Raw genomic sequence first — 14,401 nt, forward strand, 5'->3', positions numbered from 1 at the left:
CTTTAAGCTAGGGGAGTACCCCGTAAAAATTCGACAAAATCCTTCTTATTCCTGCATGCAACTAGTTACCGAACAAGGCAGCTCCTGTTTGGTCAACACGAGATAAGTGACCTTTCACTTCATCGACCAATTGATCCAGCTTCACATCATGTGTTTCACCGTTTTTGCGGATACGCACTTCAACTGTTCCTTCTTGTGCAGCTTTATCGGAAACCGTAATACGCAGAGGCAATCCAATCAAATCGGCATCTTTAAACTTCACACCAGCACGCTCAGGACGATCGTCAAACAAAACTTCTACGCCAGCCTTGCACAATGCTTCTGTAATTTGTTCACTAGCTTGCCGTTGCTCTTCTACTTTAACATTGACCGGAATCACATGCACATGGAAAGGTGCAACAGATACTGGCCAAATGATTCCATTTTCATCATTGTTCTGCTCGATCACTGCCGCAATCGTACGAGATACACCGATTCCGTAGCAACCCATGATCATTGGTTGACTGCGACCATTCTCATCCAGGTAGGTAGCACCCATCGCTGTGGAGTATTTCGTACCCAGCTTGAATACGTGACCGACTTCTACACCACGTGCAAACTTGATAACACCACCTGTACGAGGGCACTCGTCGCCTTCTGTAATGTTGCGCAAGTCAGCGTACTGGGAAACCGTGAAATCACGGCCAGCAACTACGTGAGTCAGATGATAGTCTGTTTCATTGGCACCGACGACACCATCATAAACTTCTTGAACAAAATTGTCCGCAATGATTTCCACTTTTTCAGGATCAATGCCAACAGGGCCAACAAATCCTGCAGGAGCTCCTGTTACCGAAACGATATCCGCTTCAGAAGCCAGCCCTACGATCGTCGCATCATACAAGTTTTTCAGCTTCACTTCATTGATCTCATGATCACCGCGCACCAGAACCATAACCAGCTTGTCGTCTATGCGATAAATGAGGCTCTTGATGATTTGCTTTGCTTCGATTTGCAGTGCTTCTACCAATTGGTCGATCGTTTTGGTACCAGGCGTATGCAATTTTTCGCGAGCTGGCGCTTCTGTTGCTGGCTTCGCAGATGGCTTGTACACGACTTCTGCTTTTTCCAAGTTGGCCGCATAATCGCCTTCTTCAGAATAAGCAATCGTGTCTTCCCCAATGTCGCACAGCGCCATGAATTCGTAAGTGCCTTTTCCGCCGATTGCACCTGCATCCGCTTCTACTGCACGGAAGTTCAAGCCTACACGGGTAAAGATGTTCGTGTACGCATCATACATCGCCTGGAAGTTGCGATCCAGACCTTCTTGTGACGTATCAAAAGAGTAAGCATCCTTCATAATAAACTCGCGGCAACGAATCAAACCGAAGCGTGGACGCACTTCATCACGGAACTTGGTTTGAATTTGATAAAGGTTGATCGGGAGTTTTTTGTAAGAGTTAATCTCATCACGCACGAGACTCGTAATGACTTCTTCGTGGGTTGGACCCAAGGCAAAAGGACGATCATGACGGTCACGCAGGCGAACGAGCTCGGGACCGTATACATCCCAACGACCCGTTTGATGCCACAGCTCAGCTGGTTGCATCGCTGGCATCAACAGCTCTTGTCCCCCAGCATTGTTCATTTCTTCACGCACAATCGCTTGGATTTTGTGCAGGGAACGGAGCGCCAGGGGCAGGTACGTATAAATACCGGAAGCCAGTTGGCGGGCCATACCAGCACGGAGCAGCAGCTTGTGGCTGGCAATCTCCGCGTCGGATGGCACTTCCCGCAGGGTAGGGATCAACATTTGACTTTGCTTCAACACGTGCGTGTCCTCCTTATGCCTTATCAGCAATCAACGTGCATTACCCTACAGTTGTAGGTTTTTGCTCGTTTACAATTTCATTAATTTCTTTCATCAGCTCTTCAAACAACTCGGTTTCTTTTACTTTCCGAACAATTTCACCATTACGGAAAATCAAGCCCTCGCCATTTCCGCCGGCAACGCCTACATCAGCTTCACGAGCTTCACCAGGACCATTAACCGCGCAACCCATTACCGCTACTTTTAACGGTACTTTCAGCGTCGAAATAGCATCTTCGACTTTTGTTGCCAAGCCAATCAGGTCAATTGCGCATCGACCGCAAGATGGGCATGCAATAACCACTGGATCGTTGTTCACGATATCCAAGCTGCGAAGGATTTGTTTCGCTACTTTAATTTCTTCAACAGGATCAGCCGTCAGGGATACGCGGATGGTGTCACCGATTCCCATCGACAATACCGTTCCAATTCCAACTGAAGATTTAATGCTACCGGAAAACTGTGTACCTGCTTCTGTAACACCGACATGCAGTGGATAGTTGCGTTTCTGTGCCATCAACGAATATGTTTGGATCATTGTTGGAACATCGGAAGACTTCAAGGAAATGACGATGTTGTCGTAATTCAAGTCTTCCAGAATTTGCACGTGGTCTATCGCACTTTCTACGATCGCTTCCGGAGAAGGGTAACCGTATTTCTCCAAAAGTCTTCTCTCCACTGAACCGGAGTTGACCCCGATACGGATCGGAACATTGCGCTCGCGGCACGCTTCCACTACGCGTTGCGTTTTTTCTTTCGAACCGATGTTTCCTGGGTTGATCCGAATTTTATCAATCCCGCTCTCCAGTGCAATCAACGCGAGCTTGTGGTCGAAATGAATGTCGGCAACAAGCGGCAATGGGGAGCGTTCTTTAATTTTTTTGATGGCACGGGCTGCATCTTCATTGATGACGGCCAAGCGAACAATTTGGCAACCGACATCGTGCAGTCTCTGAATCTCAGCCAGAGTTTTTTCTACATCACGCGTGTCTGCTGTCGTCATCGACTGGATGACTACGCTTTTTTGGCCCCCGATTTGCACTCCACCTACAAAAACCGGTTTCGTCTCCTCGCGCTTGAACATTTTGCACCATCCTTTTAGGTATGTCTGTTTTTCTTTCTATCGTGTTAGTACGTGATTAGGAGAACAAGCGTTGCAGATCATTCCAAGTCACTACCAAAATCAGCAACATCAAAAAGGCAAAGCCCAGGAAATGAACCATTCCTTCTTTATGCGGGTCAACAGGTCGACCACGCAACGCCTCTACTCCCAAGAATGCAAGACGTCCGCCATCTAAGGCAGGCAGTGGCAACAGATTGAACAATCCAAGGTTAATGCTCAATACAGCAGCCCATTTCAATAGAATCGCCATACCTTGTTGAGCAACCTCTCCTGTCATCTTGAAAATACCGACTGGACCACTCAAGTCCTTCAGCCCATATTCACCCGTCACGAGCATTCCCAAGCTTTTCAGGATCATCATCGTAAACTCGTAAGTGGAAGTTGCACCGTATTTCAGAACCTCTCCCGGGGCAAACGTGAGTGCATTGGTTACCATGATTTTGCCCACGTTATTTTCGTCTTTCCCTACTTTAACTGGCACAGTCATACGCTGGCCATTGCGCTCGTACTCAAATGTTAATTGTTGGTCCGGCGCTTTGCTAATCTTCTCTACAACGTCTTTCCACGAGGATACAGGCTGACCTTGAATCGCGATCACCTTATCACCTGGCAATAATCCAGCTTGAGCAGCAGGTCCTCCCGGAATCACATTCCCCAGATGGCTGCCATTCGGTACGCCGTACAAGAAGCCGATCACGATAAACAAAACAAACGCCAGCAAAAAGTTGGCTGCAGGTCCTGCAAAAATCGCCCAAAAACGTTGGGAAACTGTCTTGCCTTTGAACTGTCTGTTCAGAGGAGCAATCTGTACTTCTTGTCCATCCTTGACCAGCTGAGCCTGTGGATGAACAGCAAATGTCTTCTGCTCTCCATCTAGTTCAAGCACGATATTTAAATTTTGCTCCAGATCAAAATGTACTACCGTACCGGTAATCGCACGAGGTGAACCAGTACTTGGCCCATCGAGCAAAATATGTGTGACCTTTCCTAACGCATCCCGCTCCACGCTTACTTCCATGTGCGGTTTCAACATATCCATTTCCGGGTCTTCCCCCGCCATGCGAACGAGACCACCAATGGGCAACAGGCGTAAGGTGTATTCCGTTTCTCCCCGCTTCACGCGAAAAATTTTTGGCCCCATTCCCAGTGCAAATTCACGACATAAGATTCCTGCCTTCTTGGCCAGAAGGAAGTGTCCTAGTTCGTGCACAAAGACAAGTACCCCAAATACAACTACAATCGCGAGAATTGATTCAACGGAATCCAGGTTGGGCAAAGGCAAGTGAACAGCCACCTTTCTGTCAAGTATCTAACACTCATATTTCCTTAGATGGAGACGAGCGCATAAGAGCGTGCCCACTCATCAGCTGCAAAAATATCTGTAAGCTCTGGACTCGCTACACCCGGGTGAGCTTCGCACGTTTTTCGGACGACCTTTTCGATGTCCAAAAAACTGATCGCTCCCTTCAAGAACCTATCAACTGCGACCTCATTAGCTGCATTTAGTACTGCAGTATGCGTACCACCTGCCATGCCGCACTCGTACGCTAATTTTAACAGAGGATAACGCTCATAATCCATGGCTGCAAAATGAAGCGTGGCGATCTTGACTAAATCAAGTGGTTCCGTAGGCAGTCCTTTTCTGATGGGATAGCTCATGGCGTACTGAATCGGAACCTTCATATCCGGCGTACCGAGTTGGGCCATGACCGCTCTGTCTTTGTATTCTACCATAGAGTGTATGATACTTTCATAATGCAATACGCATTCGATTTGCTCATAAGGTAAATCGAACAGCCAATGAGCCTCGATCACTTCAAAACCTTTGTTCATCATGGTAGCAGAATCGATGGTAATTTTTGCACCCATGCTCCAATTCGGATGAGCCAATGCCTGCTCTACTGTCACTTGCTGTAGATCCTCGCGAGAGAGGTGACGGAAAGAACCTCCTGAAGCGGTCAAAATGACCCGCGCCACATCTTCCTTGCGCTCCCCTTGCAGACATTGGTAGACAGCTGAATGCTCGCTGTCTACTGGAATAATCGATACGCCTTTTTCTTTCGCTCGTTTCATGACGACAGGGCCAGCGCTCACTAGTGTCTCTTTGTTGGCCAGTCCAATTGTTTTTCCCGCCTCAATCGCAGCGAGTGTAGGTGCGACCCCTACACTGCCGACAACAGCGGTCATAACGAAATTGGCAGCTTCATGACGGGCAACCAGTTCCAATCCTTCCGCCCCGTAAACGATTTCTGGTTGAGACTTACCCGCCAATCTATCTCGCAGTTCAACGGCAGCCTCCTCATTTCCCACAGAAACGAGCTCGGGCTTGAATTTTTCCACCTGGCGTGTCAATAGATCGACGTTTGTACCAGCAGCCATAGCCACCACCGAAAAATCCTCAGGATGCTGGTCTACGACTTCAAGCGTACTCGTTCCAATTGACCCCGTTGAACCTAAGAGCGCTATTTTTTTCACGGATTTCACCCTCTATATCTCTTTCTATATGCAAAAGGTTTTAGACAATACCTAATAGATGTAGAACCGGAAAGACGAGCAAAAAACTATCAAAGCGATCCAAAACGCCCCCGTGACCCGGAATGAGCTGTCCTGAATCTTTTACATGGAAATGTCTCTTGAAAGCCGACTCAACCAAATCACCCAATTGCCCGACGATCCCCGCAACAAGTGCGATAGTCAAAGCCTGATCAATCGCAAAATGTCCAAAGCTTGCATTGATGGAAAGGACAATCAAGACAGAAGCGACGAGACCTCCTAAGGCCCCTTCCACCGTCTTGTTTGGACTTATTTCTGGCCACAGTTTACGCTTACCTATTGCTTTTCCCACAAAATAGGCGCCCGAATCAGTCGACCAGATTCCCATAATGACCATGACCGTCAGCATGAATCCTTCAGGTAGGTTTCGGGTAGCGGCCATATAAGTAAAACCGTAGCCTATGTATAACGCCCCCACCAACGTAAGGGCGACGTGTTCAATGTGAAACTGATTTTTCCGTAAAACGGAGTAAATCAACAAGAGCAGGATGACGGGCAGCATCAGATCCGGCATGCTGATACTGAGCCAATCCGAAAATAATAGAGACGGCCACAAAATGCTTAACATCAATACATATCCGAGCAATCCTGCCAAATAAAATGACTGAATGCCAGCCATTCTCATAAATTCAAAATAGCCAATGACAGCCAGTAAAAACACCAATAGTGAGTACCAAACTCCACCAGCATACATCAATAATAGAAAAGCAGCCCCACCAATCAGGCCTGTTATTATACGTTGCTTCAACTGATTCCACCTCTCGGTTATACCGCCCCGTAGCGACGAGCTCGGCCTTGGTATTCCACGATTGCTTGATAAAAATGTTCACGGGTAAAATCAGGCCATAGCACGTCCGTAAACCATAATTCTGTATATGCCAATTGCCACAGCATAAAGTTACTCAAGCGAATCTCTCCACTTGTGCGAATCAAGAGGTCTGGATCGGGAATTTCGCTTGTATACAGGTAGCTCGATATCAATTCCTCAGTCAGTTGCTCTGGTTGAAGCTCACCTGCTTTTACTTGTGCCGCCATCTCTGAAAATGCTTTCGCAAGTTCATCTCGCCCGCCGTAATTCAGAGCAAAATTCAATTGCAGACCGCTATTGTCCTTCGTTTTCTCTTCTGCTTCCAGCAGTGCTTTCAGCGTATGAGAAGGCAGCTCGTTTTTACTGCCCAGCATGCGAATGCGAACACCACGTTCTATTAATTCATCCAATTCTGTCGACAAAAATTCCTGCGGAAGTTTCATGAGAAAATCCACTTCATCGCGTGGGCGCTTCCAATTTTCGGTAGAGAATGCGTACATCGTCATATAACGCACACCGATCTCGTCTGCAGCCTTGACGACTTCCTTTACTGCTTTCATTCCTGCACGGTGCCCGGCAACCCGGGGTAAACTGCGCTTGTTGGCCCAACGACCGTTGCCATCCATAATAATCGCCACATGTTCCGGGATCTTACCGGAACGATCCAACTCGGCTGGCTCCGTTTGCTTTTCTTTGCGGCCCCATTTGCGCGCCAGATGTTCTAACATAAAGTGTTCCCCCGTAATGAGAGATATAGACGTACATCCCCCTCAATCGAGGGGGATTACCATTACCTATACTTCCAAAATGTCTTTCTCTTTGTCCTTAACGATCTTGTCAACTTCGGCGATGAATTTATCCGTCGCTTTTTGTATGGTTTCTTGATGACGACGGGAATCGTCCTCAGAAATGGTAGCAGCTTTTTCCAGCTTTTTGATTTCATCGTTTGCATCACGACGGATGTTACGAATAGCTACCTTTGCTTCTTCTCCACCTTTTCCTGCCAGCTTCACGAGCTCTTTACGACGCTCTTCTGTGAGTGGAGGAATCATCAGACGGATAATCACACCATCGTTGGATGGGGATATTCCCAAATCCGATTGTTGCAGCGCACGGTCAATTTCTTTGAGCGCGGTTTTATCCCAAGGCTGGATAGTCAGCATACGTGGTTCTGGAACGCTGATGTTTGCCAATTGGCTAATCGGCGTTGGAGTTCCGTAGTAGTCTACTGTAACACGCTCCAGCATCGCTGGGTTCGCACGACCTGCACGCAGGCTAGACAGATCTCTTTTCAAAGCATTGATCGCTTTATTCATGCGATCTTCCATGTCTTTTAGCACAGTTTGTGGCATAATTATTCCCCTTTCACTAGAGTACCGATTTTGTCGCCCATTACTGCCCGACGAATATTGCCTTCTTCAGAAATGTTAAAGACGATCAACGGAATACTGTTATCCATGCACAGGCTGGACGCTGTTGAATCCATGACACCTAAACCTTTATTCAGCACTTCCAGGAATGTCAACTGGTCGTACTTCTTAGCGTTCGGGTCAAGGCTTGGATCTGCAGTGTACACACCGTCTACCTTGTTTTTCGCCATCAGGATTACTTCAGCTTCAATTTCAGCTGCACGCAGAGCAGCAGTCGTATCCGTTGAAAAGTAAGGGTTACCAGTACCGGCAGCGAAGATGACCACACGCATTTTTTCCAAATGACGAATGGCACGACGGCGTATGTATGGTTCTGCTACCTGTCTCATCTCAATCGAGGTTTGAACACGAGTCGGGACGTTCACTTTTTCTAACCCATCCTGCAAGGCGAGTGAGTTCATAATTGTGGCCAGCATCCCCATGTAATCGGCTGTTGCCCGATCCATTCCTTTAGAGCTGCCGGAAAGTCCGCGCCAGATGTTACCTCCTCCGACGACTACTGCGACTTGTACACCCAATTCTACGATTTCCTTGATCTGGTTAGCGACGGAGAAAATTACCTTTGGGTCAATCCCATACCCTAAGTCCCCCGCCAAAGCTTCCCCACTCAACTTTAACACAACCCGTTTATAGGCAGGAAGTGGCATGTGAAACGGCCTCCATTCATGAATCATTCTCTGTGCCCAGTCTGCATTCCTTCTAATTGGGAACAGGTACACACTGCTATTTACATGCAGAAAGTTTCACACAAAGTGAAACTCTCGCTTTGAAAATAGGGAACACGAAGGTGTTCCCTATAACCTTTATTATTGCTTATTAACTTGAGCCATTACTTCAGCTGCGAAGTCTTCTTGTTTCTTCTCGATACCTTCGCCTACTTGGAAGCGAGCGAATCCTTTCAAGGTAGCGCCTGCTTCTTTCAACAGAACAGCTACTTTCTTGTCAGTATCTTTTACGAATGGTTGCTCAACCAGTACGTATTCTTCGAAGAATTTGGAGAGGCGGCCTTCTACCATTTTCTCAACGATGTTAGCAGGTTTGCCTTCAGCCAGTGCTTGGTTTTTCAGAACTTCACGCTCACGCTCGATCTCATCAGCGGAAACTTCTTCACGGTTAGCAAAACGTGGGTTGGACGCTGCTGCGTGCATGCCCAGGTCGCGAGCCAGTGTCTCGTCTTGTGTACCTTCCAAAGTAACCAGAACGCCGATACGGCCACCCATGTGGAGGTAAGCACCGAATGCGCCGTTGTCTGTTTTCTCGGAGAGTGCAAAACGACGGAAGGAGATGTTCTCTCCGATAGTCGCGATTTTCTCATTGATTACATGACCCAAAGTCTCGCCAGCACCTTTGAAAGGTTGCTCCAGCGCTTCTTCAACAGATGCAGGGCGTTGGGATACAACGTGCTCAGCGATGTCTTTAACGAGTGCTTGGAACTCAGGGTTTTTACCTACGAAGTCAGTTTCGCAGTTCACTTCAACAACTGCTGCTACGTTTCCAGCTACCGCTGTTGCAGTCAAACCTTCTGCTGCGATACGACCAGATTTTTTTGCTGCTTTCGCTACACCGCGCTCACGGAGCAAGTCAATCGCTTTTTCCATGTCGCCTGCTGTTTCTTCCAGCGCGCGTTTGCAATCCATCATACCTGCGCCTGTACGCTCGCGCAGTTCTTTAACAGCTTGTGCACTAATTGCCATTGAGTGAAACCTCCTCGAAAAGTTACGATCTTATTATAATCGAAAAGCAAGTCACCTGTTAACCTTGGCGACGCTATTCAGCAAAAAAGGATGGACGGGGGTTCTGACACCCTCAGTCCACCCTTTAACACACATGCTTACGCAGTTGTTGTTGCTTGTTGCTCTGTACCTTGGTTTCCTTCCAGGAGAGCGTCTGCCATTTTAGCAGTGAGCAATTTCACAGCGCGAATTGCGTCATCGTTACCTGGGATCACATAATCGATTTCATCTGGATCGCAGTTAGTATCTACGATCGCAACGATTGGGATACCCAATTTACGAGCTTCTGCTACAGCGATGCGCTCTTTACGAGGATCGATGACAAACAGAGCGTCAGGCAGTTTATCCATGTGAGCGATACCGCCCAAGAATTTTTCCAGACGATCCATTTCTTTGCGCAGAACGATAACTTCTTTCTTAGGCAATACTGCGAAAGTACCATCGTTTTCCATGCGTTTCAGCTCAGCCAAGCGAGCAGTACGTTTTTTGATGGTTGTGAAGTTTGTCAGAGTACCACCCAACCAACGTTGGTTGATGAAGTAGTGACCTGTACGTTCTGCTTCTTCTTTAACGGATTCTTGTGCTTGTTTCTTCGTACCAACGAAGAGAATTTTTCCGCCGTCTTGAGCGAGTTCACGTACGAAATTGTACGCTTCCTCTACTTTTTTAACGGTTTTTTGCAGGTCGATAATGTAGATTCCGTTACGTTCGGTGAAGATATAGCGAGCCATTTTCGGGTTCCAACGACGAGTTTGGTGACCGAAGTGTACACCAGCCTCGAGCAATTGTTTCATCGAAATTACTGCCATATTTCACACCTCCTTCAAAAATGGTTTTTGTGATGCCTACCTCCGCCACACCGCATGTTCCAAGCAATTCTGCCTTAGGCAGCACCGTTGCCGGAATTGGTGGACGTGCGATTTCAACACCGTAAATGAATATATCATATGGGAGTTTCAATTGCAACAAACGAATTCCATTTATTTCGTAAAAAAAGTTTTGACCCTTCTTGGCAGAGGACAAATGGACACATTTGGTTACATTGAAAAAACCGCCTATTTTTTAGGCGGTGTTGTGATCAACTTGACGATGTCTGCTTCCTGAGCGGCGGTCGACACTTCATAGGTACCTACACGAATACGATTTAGCTTGTCGCTCGCACGTAGCTGTGCCACAAATTGATTGTCGGCAGGAAGGATTCCTTCCTTTACTAGAATCTGCGCTACATCCTCTGCAGTTGCTTTGTAAGGGACAGTGAAAGATACCTTCTTATTTGCTACTGGCGCTTCTACTGTCGGAGCTTTAGGTGCCAACGTATTGGGTGACGTTGGTGTCTGCGTATTCGGTACGGTTGGAGTAGACTGGCCGTCCTTACTCTCTGGATTCGTTGGCGGAATGACCTTTTGTTCCGATGAAGCTGCAGGTGTCGTAGGCTGTACTGTTGGCGGCTGCGGCTGCTTAGTCACAGGCGCCACGGTTTGACCTACCTTTGGCGTAACTGGCGCCTTAGGCACTCCAGGAGCTGGCTGTACGTTCACTTTCTTTTCTTCCTGCCACTGTTTGTATTCTTCTGCTGTAAGTACGACCATTTCCAGCTCTTGTGCAGCTACTTTCATTTGATCGACAGTCAGGGCTGGTGCTTGCGCAGTTTGCTTAGGCGCTAACAGTCCAATAATGGAGGTAGCCACAATCAGTCCTGCTCCAAATCCAAATAATAGCTCTTGTTTACGCATCGGCAAGACCTCTCTCATGCCTGTCAGCCAAGGAAAAGACCAAATCGATTTCCCCTCTGCCGGCACCGAGTCGTTTTGCGATCTCATCCCGAGACAAACCTTCTTTACTCAGCTCAAAGGCACGGCGATAACGTTCTCGCAGTGCCAGCATATCCACCTCTTGAACTTGAGGTGCTGGTTCTATCCTATCCGTATCATTTGGAGCCTCTTGCTTGTGACTCTCACTCTTTTGCCATTCTTCTTCTATATTGTCTAATCGCTTGCGCAAACTAGCGATATCCTCGAGAAGATCCGCTCTCATTTCCTGCCATTCTGCAGAAAGAAGATGGGTTTCTTGCTTTACCTGTTTTTGAAGACGCTGCACGCTTTTTTCGAGCTCGTCCTTGTCCGTCGTGCGTTGTGTCGGTATTGAGGAAAAGGAGTCAACAGGCTGCTTCTTTTTAATGACAAAAGCAAGAAGCATACTGATCATTCCTGCTCCAATCAGGATGGGATACACTACGTCCATGTTGTCCACCTTTATTTCTGGCTTGACTTCGTTTATAAAGAAATATCTATAATACGTCCACGCAATGGATCTCTCATGAGATCAGCATTCGTAGATACACCTTCGCTCGATTCGGACAATTGACTTCCAGCGGATTCTTTTTTGTCCTGATGTTCTTGCTGTCCTTGCTTTTTTTCTCGTTCGCGTATCTGGTTCTTTTGTGATTGCTCAAGATCGCTCGGGCGCTGGCGCATATGTTCATCCAGGTCTCTTCGCTGATCAATCATTGATTGTTGTTCATGCATGGTTCGTTGTTGCTGATGCTCCTGAATTCGGCTGACTTCTAGCGTACGTGGTATTGCCACCTGCAATTCAACCGCTTTCAAACTCATATGGCCCCAACTCCCTTTGTCACACTAAGTATGTAAGCATCCTTGATTAGATGAGAGTTGCTGTGCTAATTTCACCGTCCAGCACAATAAATCGCGTTCTCGCATACTCGTGCTTGATAAAGTGCACCAGCTTTCCAAACGTCATTTTGATTCCTGGATACATCACATGATATGCCTCAATAGCTGCTGGTCCTTCCCCTTTCAGCTCGAGTTCAATATCATTTCTGCGTGCTTCCAATTCCTTGCTTTCTTTTTCCAAAACCAAACGAGTATTGGTTAGCTTGATTTGCATGAGACGTTTGTCTGCTGGAAGTTCTTTGCTAACTTGAAGAATCTGATTAATAACGCCTAGGCCTTGATCTGTTTTGCGTAAATTTTCATACACATTTTGTAGTTCTTTTTGAATGTTCGCCAGTTCTTGTCTTAATTCTGGTTTTACTCCTACTTCGAGTATCGTAGGAGTGGCGCTGCTGTTCCCAAATACTCGTGCCACAATTTTTTCCCCAGCTTGAAGCACTCCACCAATAATGAAGCCTTTTGCTCCTTTGCAGATGATTTGCTTTCCGGCTCGTATGGTTGAGAACATGATGCTTTGTGAAACAACCACTTGATTGCCAGCCGTTACATTGGCGTTTTGGATAAAGGATGTCCGAACATCTTTCCCCGCAACAATGCAGCCTTTGTCCTGAGCAACAATCCCGCTTTTGATTTCAATAGAGCCCTCCGCGTACAACTCGGCCCCTTCTACACTGCCAAGTACACGGATATCTCCGGATGACTTTACGCGAAAGCCATTCAATACGTTCCCGCGAATGACCACCGTTCCCACAAAATCAATATTGCCAACACCAAAATCGACATCCCCGTTTACTTCAAATACGGGAAACACGTTCATTTTTGCCTGTTCTGTGAAGGAGACTTGTCCGTCAATAGCGGCGTATAGCATCGTCCGCTCTTGATTGAGCACAACATTTTTCCCAGGCTTTATGTTTATTTCCTTGCCGGCTTTGGGAGCGATGGGCTCTCCGGTAACTGCTGTGCCTGGTTGTCCCTGGCTTGCTGATATTTTACGTGCCAAGAGTTGTCCTTTTGCCACATTAGGGATTGTCGTCACATTATAAAAATCAACTCGACCATCCTCTAGCTCTTTTGGACCTTCCCCTTCATTAATAGATGCCAAATAGGGGTACTCGATAGTCGCATCGGTTCCGGCCACAGGTGCAATCCCCTGAGCAACCTTTACTCTCGCATTTGCATACTTCGCGGGTAAGGTACACAAGTTCTGGACTACATCATCGAGAATTCCATACTTCACATTGCTTGTTTGTAATGCTTTGTAAACATCTGTTTCCAAGACGACAATTTCGTCGATATCTTGTTCGTCCGCACGTAGAAGTACCTCAGCCTCCAATTTATCAGCTGAAATTTTTACTTCTATTTTATAATTCCCGATTCCTTCCATCATTCTACCCCTCTCAAGCTTGGGTAATGTCCCCTTACATTAATTGCGATTTCCATCTGGACAACGCAGAACGAAGTCGGAAAAGAGCTTTGGAGTGCAACTGGGATATTCTTGAAGGTGACAAGCTCATGATTTCCGCAATTTCTGATAAGGTCATTTCTTCAAAATAAAACAAGGAGACAACCAATCGTTCCTTTTCAGGCAATTTGTCGATGACCGTTACTAGAACCTCTTTTAAGCTGGATACTTCCGCCACATTATCAGGGCGAGGTGTGAGCTCGTCAATGATATACGAATGTCTTGCTGTTTTTTGTTCGTCTTCATCCCCTACTGCCTCATCGATAGAAACCATGCTGGCAAGAGAGGTTTCCAAGAAAACCTGTTGAAGCTCCTTTTTGCTTATTCCCAGATAATTAGACACTTCTTGATCGGTTGGCATTCGCAGCATTTGCTGTTCCAAGGTGGTGTATGCTTCTTCGATTTTTTTGGCCTTGTCTCGAACAGTACGAGGGATCCAGTCGTTCTCGCGTAGTCCATCGATCATTGCACCACGAATCCGCCACATGGCGTACGTCTCAAATTGGAGACCCCGGGTATGATCGAATTTAGCCAAAGCGTCCAATAGTCCAAAGCGCCCATAACTAATCAAGTCATCCTTGTCCACATTTGCTGGCAAATTAATCGCCAACCGATTTGCCACCTTATCTACCAGTGGCAAAAACCGCGTGACCAAGTCAACCTCCGCCTCGCGACTTCCCTCTTGTTTCCACATGACCCATTTATCGAACTCTTTTGCTTTTTCTTGACTGGTTAGCCGTGCCACGAATAGTC

General features: G+C 47.0%; 15 protein-coding genes. All 15 read right to left on the bottom strand.

Annotated features, from left to right (window positions below; translation table 11 throughout):
• Positions 1-61: 61 nt before the first annotated feature.
• A complete protein-coding gene (locus HPY27_RS02180; RefSeq protein ID WP_174224461.1) occupies positions 62-1,807 on the bottom strand; it encodes a proline--tRNA ligase in 1,746 nt (581 codons plus the stop codon).
• Between the two features lie 43 nt (positions 1,808-1,850).
• Complete coding sequence (ispG, locus tag HPY27_RS02185; RefSeq protein WP_007719240.1) at positions 1,851-2,933, bottom strand: flavodoxin-dependent (E)-4-hydroxy-3-methylbut-2-enyl-diphosphate synthase; 1,083 nt, start codon at positions 2,931-2,933, stop codon at positions 1,851-1,853.
• A 55-nt stretch (positions 2,934-2,988) separates the two neighbouring features.
• Positions 2,989-4,254 (bottom strand): RIP metalloprotease RseP, encoded by a 1,266-nt coding sequence (rseP, locus tag HPY27_RS02190; protein WP_069849247.1) that lies wholly within the window; start codon positions 4,252-4,254, stop codon positions 2,989-2,991.
• A 44-nt stretch (positions 4,255-4,298) separates the two neighbouring features.
• The gene (locus HPY27_RS02195; protein ID WP_026043141.1) at positions 4,299-5,447 is read right to left on the bottom strand and encodes a 1-deoxy-D-xylulose-5-phosphate reductoisomerase; all 1,149 of its coding nucleotides are present in this window, start codon (positions 5,445-5,447) and stop codon (positions 4,299-4,301) included.
• Between the two features lie 40 nt (positions 5,448-5,487).
• Positions 5,488-6,273, bottom strand: a complete 786-nt coding sequence (locus HPY27_RS02200) for a phosphatidate cytidylyltransferase (protein WP_016743343.1) — start codon at positions 6,271-6,273, stop codon at positions 5,488-5,490.
• Between the two features lie 17 nt (positions 6,274-6,290).
• Positions 6,291-7,061: an undecaprenyl pyrophosphate synthase gene (locus HPY27_RS02205; protein ID WP_017249299.1), complete on the bottom strand. Its 771-nt coding sequence runs from the start codon at positions 7,059-7,061 to the stop codon at positions 6,291-6,293.
• Positions 7,062-7,127: 66 nt separating this feature from the next.
• Positions 7,128-7,685 (bottom strand): ribosome recycling factor, encoded by a 558-nt coding sequence (gene frr / locus HPY27_RS02210; RefSeq protein WP_017249300.1) that lies wholly within the window; start codon positions 7,683-7,685, stop codon positions 7,128-7,130.
• Between the two features lie 2 nt (positions 7,686-7,687).
• Complete coding sequence (gene pyrH, locus HPY27_RS02215; RefSeq protein WP_017249301.1) at positions 7,688-8,410, bottom strand: UMP kinase; 723 nt, start codon at positions 8,408-8,410, stop codon at positions 7,688-7,690.
• Positions 8,411-8,569: 159 nt separating this feature from the next.
• Positions 8,570-9,457, bottom strand: a complete 888-nt coding sequence (gene tsf / locus HPY27_RS02220) for a translation elongation factor Ts (protein ID WP_017249302.1) — start codon at positions 9,455-9,457, stop codon at positions 8,570-8,572.
• A gap of 137 nt (positions 9,458-9,594) precedes the next feature.
• Entirely contained in the window at positions 9,595-10,305 is a 711-nt protein-coding gene (gene rpsB, locus HPY27_RS02225; RefSeq protein ID WP_015891726.1) for a 30S ribosomal protein S2, read from the bottom strand.
• A gap of 246 nt (positions 10,306-10,551) precedes the next feature.
• Positions 10,552-11,247, bottom strand: a complete 696-nt coding sequence (locus HPY27_RS02230; protein WP_174224462.1) for a DNA polymerase III subunit gamma/tau — start codon at positions 11,245-11,247, stop codon at positions 10,552-10,554.
• A complete protein-coding gene (locus HPY27_RS02235; RefSeq protein ID WP_017249304.1) occupies positions 11,222-11,746 on the bottom strand; it encodes a DUF6115 domain-containing protein in 525 nt (174 codons plus the stop codon). The genes HPY27_RS02230 and HPY27_RS02235 overlap by 26 nt, the downstream gene beginning before the upstream one ends.
• Positions 11,747-11,769: 23 nt before the next feature.
• Complete coding sequence (locus HPY27_RS02240; RefSeq protein WP_017249305.1) at positions 11,770-12,108, bottom strand: hypothetical protein; 339 nt, start codon at positions 12,106-12,108, stop codon at positions 11,770-11,772.
• A gap of 46 nt (positions 12,109-12,154) precedes the next feature.
• Positions 12,155-13,573, bottom strand: a complete 1,419-nt coding sequence (locus tag HPY27_RS02245) for a flagellar assembly protein A (RefSeq protein ID WP_174224285.1) — start codon at positions 13,571-13,573, stop codon at positions 12,155-12,157.
• 31 nt (positions 13,574-13,604) lie between these two features.
• Positions 13,605-14,393, bottom strand: a complete 789-nt coding sequence (locus HPY27_RS02250) for a FliA/WhiG family RNA polymerase sigma factor (RefSeq protein ID WP_017249307.1) — start codon at positions 14,391-14,393, stop codon at positions 13,605-13,607.
• Positions 14,394-14,401 lie beyond the last annotated feature (8 nt).

Source organism: Brevibacillus sp. HB1.1 (assembly GCF_013332445.1).
In the GTDB taxonomy this organism is placed as follows: domain Bacteria; phylum Bacillota; class Bacilli; order Brevibacillales; family Brevibacillaceae; genus Brevibacillus; species Brevibacillus porteri.